We start from the raw sequence: 4,655 nt of genomic DNA, 5'->3' as shown, positions 1-4,655 counted from the left end.
GTGTCGCGGTTACGATAGATAGTCAGGATAATCGCTAAACCCACGGCTGCTTCGGCTGCCGCTACGGTAATCACGAAAATAGTAAAAATTTGGCCTCGAATATTAGCGGGGTCAAGATAGTTGGAAAAACCCATTAAGTTAATGTTAACAGAATTGAGCATCAATTCGATCGACATTAAAACCCGGACGGCATTGCGACTGGTGACTAAACCGTAAATTCCGATACAAAATAAAGCCGCCGCTAATAACAAATAATACTCTAACTGAATCTGCATGATACCTCTTTCTTTTGGTCTTATTTAGGGGCGGTTAATTCTCTAGGTCGTTCGGGTAATGTTAAGGCTGTGGCCGTAGGTTCTTCAGCTTTTAGGGTAGGGATAAGGTCACGACGAGCTAAAATAATTGCTCCGACCATGGCCATTAATAATAGCACGGAAGCTAATTCAAAGGGTAGCAGGAAATCACTAAAGAAATGCTTACCGATTTCTACTAAAGTATTAGTCACAACGGCGGGAGAAGTGGTAGAAATTGACCAAGGTGTGATTAAAACCATGGTCGATAACAGCACAAATAAACCCACACAAACTAAAGCAGTAGATGCCTGACGAATCCAACGTTTAGGAATATCAGAAAAGTCCTCTTGCTTATTAACAAGCATAATAGCAAAGAGAATTAAAACGTTAATTGCGCCCACATAAATTAGAATTTGTGCCGCCGCTACAAAGTCAGCATTTAGTAAGAGATATAAACCCGAAATGCTGATAAAAACACCGCCCAATAAAAAGGCGGAATAAACGATATTAGATAATAGTACCACGCCTAAAGCTGTCCCGATTACCAGGGCTGCTAAAATGCCAAAAGATACTATTTGAACGCCCTCGGCTAAATTCACAGTAGTTTCATCTCCTTTTATGTTTGAGAGTTATTAATTATTAGTTATCAGCTTCTGAAGGCTGACGGCTGACGGCTGATAGCTAACTGCTAATTAATCGGTAATTTCTTCCGGACGTTTACCGGCGCGTTGACTACCGGCGGGTAAATCGTGGGGTTCGATGACACCTTTAGGCAGATAACCTAATTCCCTCAGAGGTGTTACCATCGGGTCTTGGGTGACTTTGTAGGGTAAACGGCCTAGGGCGACGTTATCATAGTTTAATTCATGACGATCATAGGTCGCTAGTTCGTATTCTTCGGTCATCGATAGGCAATTAGTCGGACAGTACTCTACACAATTACCGCAGAAAATACAGACCCCAAAATCGATACTGTAGTGTTTGAGTTCTTTCTTTTTAATTTCCTTGTTAAAAGTCCAATCCACTACTGGTAAATTAATCGGACAAACTCGCACACAAACTTCACAGGCGATACATTTATCGAACTCAAAGTGAATTCTACCCCGATAACGTTCCGAGGGAATTAACTTTTCGTAGGGATACTGAACGGTAATCGGACGACGACGCATATGGTCGAAGGTAACGGATAAACCTTCGCCGATGTATTTCGCCGCTTGAATGCTACCTTTGGCGTAATCGCTGACTTGTTTGAGGATGTTAAACATGATGGTCAGAGGTATAGTAGGTTAACAGGGCAAAAACGGGAATTAACCGCCAAAAGCAAAGGGAAAAGCTAGTTTTAGGGCGGCGGTAAGTAGTAGGTTAACTAAAGATACCGGTAAAAGGAATTTCCAGCCTAAATCGAGTAATTGGTCAATGCGAACCCGGGGTACAGTCCAACGCAAGAGAATAGCGATGAAGATGAGAAAATAGGCTTTTAATACCGTCATCGTAATCCCGAGGGAAGCGGTGATAATTTGTAGCCAAGGATTGGTTTCACTCACTCCCAACCAGCCGGCCAAAGCATTGACGGGGATAGGAAATTCCCAACCGCCAAGATAGAGGACGGCGAAAACTAGGGCCGACAGCACGAGGTTAACGTAGGAACCCACATAAAAGAGAGCGAATTTCATCCCCGCGTATTCGGTTTGATAACCGGCGACTAATTCCTCCTCCGCTTCCGGTAAATCGAAAGGCAGACGTTCACACTCAGCTAAAGCGGCAATCCAGAAAATCAGAAAACCCACCGGTTGGCGCCAGATATTCCAGCCTAAAATGCCATAACCGGATTGTTGTTCGACAATATCAATGGTACTGAGACTATTAGACATCATCACAATCGCTAATACCGATAAAGCCAAGGGAATTTCATAACTAATCGATTGCGCCGCGGCCCGCAGGCCTCCCAGCAAGGAATACTTATTATTCGAGGCATAACCCGCCATTAATAAACCAATGGGGGCAATACTGGACAAGGAAATCCATAAAAAGATCCCCACGTTTAGGTCAGTAATCAGCAGATTTTGACCGAAGGGGACGATGAGGTAGGAGACAAACACCGGCATCACCACCAAAATCGGCCCGAAGAGGAATAACCAAGGGTCAGCCTTAGCGGGGACGACATCTTCTTTAAAGACTAATTTCAGACCGTCGGCGACTGGTTGTAAAACGCCTAAGGGTCCTGCGTATTCCGGTCCAATACGCTGTTGGACGGCGGCGGAAATTTTCCTTTCTAACCAGACGCAGACTAAAACCCCCACTGTGGCGGCTATAATCATCAGGAACATGGGTAAAGGCATCCAAATCGCTTTAGCCAGTCCTCCACTTAATCCCAAGTCTGTTAGGGATTTAATGAAACTTTCTTGTAAATCTATGCCTTGATTCATATTTGGCGATCGCTGTACTGTCAATAGTTCGGCATGGTTTGAAGATTTTTAAGCAAATCTTATAGCCTAGTATACAGTTAGTCGGTCTGAGGGTTATCAGTAAAGTGACAAAGGCTTCAACTCATTAGCAGCCAAGAGAGTCAAGCAATCTTGATTCCCCGTCCGAGAATAGGTATTAGTCAATAGTTAGACTCTGAATCTATCAATGTTCTCATCTGTTTCTTAGCGCCGACAACCTCAGCTAGTGACCAATTATTCACAGGAAAAAAATCTAGTTAAGTAGCTGGTTATAATTAAATTAAAAATGGATTTTAGGTTCGATCCCCCCTGCCCCCCTTGATAAGGGGGGTATCTGATAATTTTTAACGCCTACCTACTTAACTTATCGTTTAGGCAATGAAAGCAGCCCGCTCGAATCTGTCTTCCTCTTTGTGTTCTTTGTGCCTTTGTGGTTGATCCCCAGAGCCAATCCGACTGTTAAAATCCAGTTATCGAGCGTTTTTCGCCACTCCCCGCTATTTAGTCTGATAAGCCGCCTGTAGGTCTCGAATCGAAAACAAAGCTTGAAACTTTATTCCCTGAGATTGGTAAAATTCCGCCCCTCCTTGCTCTCTATCCACCAAAGCAATGATTAAATCTACTTGATAACCCGCATCGCGTAATCTTTCTACCGCTACCATGGCACTTTTCCCCGTTGTCACCACGTCTTCGAGGACAACCACCGCGGCCCCGGGGTTTAAAGTCGGCCCCTCGATATAAGCCATGGTTCCGTGACCTTTTGCCTCTTTGCGGACGATTAAAGCTGGAATCGGGCGATTTTCGTAGGCAGATACCACACTAACGGCACTGACAATCGGATCCGCCCCTAGGGTTAATCCTGCCACCGCTTGGGTATCTGGAGGCAGTAGAGACAGCAATAAACGCCCCACGGCTAAAGCTCCCTCCGCAGTGAGAGTAACTTGTTTACCGTTGATATAGTAGCTGCTTTTTTGTCCTGAAGACAGGGTGAAATCCCCCTCTCGATAGGCAAGACGGACAAGAGCATCGAGGAGAAATTGACGCAGGGAAGCAGTATCGAGAGTCGCTACCGAGGAATTAGCCATATTTTCAGGATTGGGAGCCTGACTGACTCCAAAATTTCGGTTACAATTAAGCCAAAAGTCATTATATATTGACTCGATCGCTAGTATTGATTTCTTTCTCATCCCATTGAAACAATTTTTTAATTAACCCTACCCCTGTGAGGAGATTTTTACCCATGCGCGCTAAGTTTTTACTTCCTTCCCTGTTTTGTTTAACCGGTTTAGTCTGGTTGAGTTCGCCTATTGCGATCGCCCAACGTTCCCCCGCCACCACTCCGGCACCAGTAAAAACCCAACAATTGCAACTTGTCCCCTCTCCCGATACGGCGGTAGGATTTAATAATATCCCCGGTTTGTTTAACCGCGCTGTTAATAACAATACTGGTCGTTTCTACGACTACACCAGCATTTCAGGACAGTTCAACTCTCTTTTTGGTTGGCGTACTTTTCCCCAAGGTTCCTATTTCGATAATCTGATTACCCGGGATGCGAAATTGGTCGAAACTTTATACTATGATGTCATGCAACAGCAACAGTCTGGCCCCTTAATTCGCACCCAAGATTTACCCAATCCCTTCGATACTTCCCTACAGGAAAATCCCAGTTATTTAAGTCCAGGAGGTTTTTAATCTCTTCTTAACCGAAATCTGTTGTAATTTCCATTGAGAAATTAAATAGTTTAAGGTTTGTTCACTACTGGTTTCTTTGGGACACAAAGTGCCAACGCTTAAGGTTTTGACATCAAGCTGGGGATAACACAATTCCATTGAAAACTTTAACATGGTTTTAAGGCTCCTGAATTTTTAAGGGCGGATAAATTAGGATTTCCGGTGCAAAATAAAACAATTTCAAGT

At 44.0% G+C, this 4,655-nt stretch carries 7 protein-coding genes; 1 reads left to right on the top strand and 6 read right to left on the bottom strand.

Features of this window, described 5'->3' with window-relative positions:
• The 5 genes from nuoK to pyrE form a co-directional block, all read right to left on the bottom strand.
• Positions 1 to 269, bottom strand: a 269-nt coding sequence (nuoK, locus tag PX484_RS01605; protein ID WP_287637555.1) for an NADH-quinone oxidoreductase subunit NuoK, incomplete at its 3' end; no start/stop codon positions are given.
• A 26-nt stretch (positions 270 to 295) separates the two neighbouring features.
• A complete protein-coding gene (locus PX484_RS01600) occupies positions 296 to 892 on the bottom strand; it encodes an NADH-quinone oxidoreductase subunit J (protein ID WP_008203498.1) in 597 nt (198 codons plus the stop codon).
• A gap of 93 nt (positions 893 to 985) precedes the next feature.
• A complete protein-coding gene (gene ndhI / locus PX484_RS01595) occupies positions 986 to 1,558 on the bottom strand; it encodes an NAD(P)H-quinone oxidoreductase subunit I (protein ID WP_002733194.1) in 573 nt (190 codons plus the stop codon).
• 42 nt (positions 1,559 to 1,600) lie between these two features.
• A complete protein-coding gene (nuoH, locus tag PX484_RS01590; RefSeq protein WP_002775034.1) occupies positions 1,601 to 2,719 on the bottom strand; it encodes an NADH-quinone oxidoreductase subunit NuoH in 1,119 nt (372 codons plus the stop codon).
• Positions 2,720 to 3,234: 515 nt separating this feature from the next.
• On the bottom strand, positions 3,235 to 3,924 hold the full coding sequence (gene pyrE, locus PX484_RS01585; protein WP_190381304.1) for an orotate phosphoribosyltransferase: 690 nt from the start codon (positions 3,922 to 3,924) through the stop codon (positions 3,235 to 3,237).
• Positions 3,925 to 3,977: 53 nt separating this feature from the next.
• Here pyrE and PX484_RS01580 point away from each other — a divergent pair, with 53 nt between their 5' ends.
• On the top strand, positions 3,978 to 4,430 hold the full coding sequence (locus PX484_RS01580) for a porin (protein ID WP_287768141.1): 453 nt from the start codon (positions 3,978 to 3,980) through the stop codon (positions 4,428 to 4,430).
• Here the strand turns inward: PX484_RS01580 and PX484_RS01575 are convergent.
• Positions 4,410 to 4,583, bottom strand: a complete 174-nt coding sequence (locus PX484_RS01575; protein ID WP_269465050.1) for a hypothetical protein — start codon at positions 4,581 to 4,583, stop codon at positions 4,410 to 4,412. The genes PX484_RS01580 and PX484_RS01575 overlap by 21 nt on opposite strands.
• Positions 4,584 to 4,655: the final 72 nt, after the last annotated feature.

It is taken from the genome of Microcystis sp. M49636_WE2, assembly GCF_030065375.1.
Lineage (GTDB): Bacteria > Cyanobacteriota > Cyanobacteriia > Cyanobacteriales > Microcystaceae > Microcystis > Microcystis aeruginosa_C.
The sequence above is the reverse complement of the archived record's forward strand: the minus strand, read 5'-3'. Positions and strand labels throughout refer to the sequence as shown.